The sequence below is a fragment of the Chitinophaga sp. 01L420 genome (genome assembly GCF_056399985.1).
Genome location: NZ_JBFTSK010000134.1, coordinates 1 through 826, shown reverse-complemented (window position 1 = coordinate 826; position 826 = coordinate 1). Strand labels below are relative to the sequence as shown.

The 826-nt window shown below is 36.6% G+C and carries 1 rRNA gene; it reads right to left on the bottom strand.

The annotated features are described in order from the left end of the window. Positions 1–686 precede the first annotated feature (686 nt). A 5S ribosomal RNA gene (gene rrf / locus AC1DP6_RS36480) occupies positions 687–798 on the bottom strand. Between the last annotated feature and the right edge of the window lie 28 nt (positions 799–826).

The window sequence follows — 826 nt, the reverse complement described above, 5'->3', positions numbered from 1 at the left end:
TTACCACGTCCTTCGTCGCCTCTTAGATCCTAGGCATCCACCATGCGCTCTTATTCGCTTTAAAAAATTTACGTATTCAAATACTACTATTCTGAATACAACTTGCATTTCCCAATATGTCAAAGAACTTTTAATCACTGACTCTTCTTGCGAAGTTTCATTTCCGTGATTATTGTTGATGTGTGAGATCCGATCTCCGTGGCTCTTTAGCCGAACATCTTTGTTATTATTAGAAGAACTTTTATTCCGTATCGCGTTGTTTGCGTTGGGGTTGCAAAGATAGTGATCTTTCATTTAATCACCAAAACTTTTTTAAAGTTTTTTGCATCTTTAATTATCTTAGTATCAATGACTTGTCTATTGGAAAAGTGCTTTTAATACTCTGATAATCAAACCCTTATTTTGCAAAGAACATTGGCTTTTTTGAAGCGGATGGCAAAGATATAACCTTTATCATTCGCAAACAAAACTATTTGAGCTTTCTCTCAAATTATTTTTCAATCTTATTTCAAATTGTTGTCAACCTTGTGGCTGAGTGTATTTATGACGAATCCTGTACGAATTCATTTCTTAAAGAGTAAAGATGTGATGACGCTTTATGTAAACTACTGCTCTTTAGCAGTGTGCGTCTACTCTTAAAGAAAGAAAAAGCCTTAGTGCATAAACACTAAGGCTTTTCTTAATAAGTATGGCAGCTACCTACTCTCCCGCATTGTTGTGCAGTACCATCGGCCATGAGGGGCTTAACTTCTCTGTTCGGAATGGGAAGAGGTGAACACCCTCGGCAAAACCACCATAAGATCTTCTTTGCTTTACAGCAAACTAA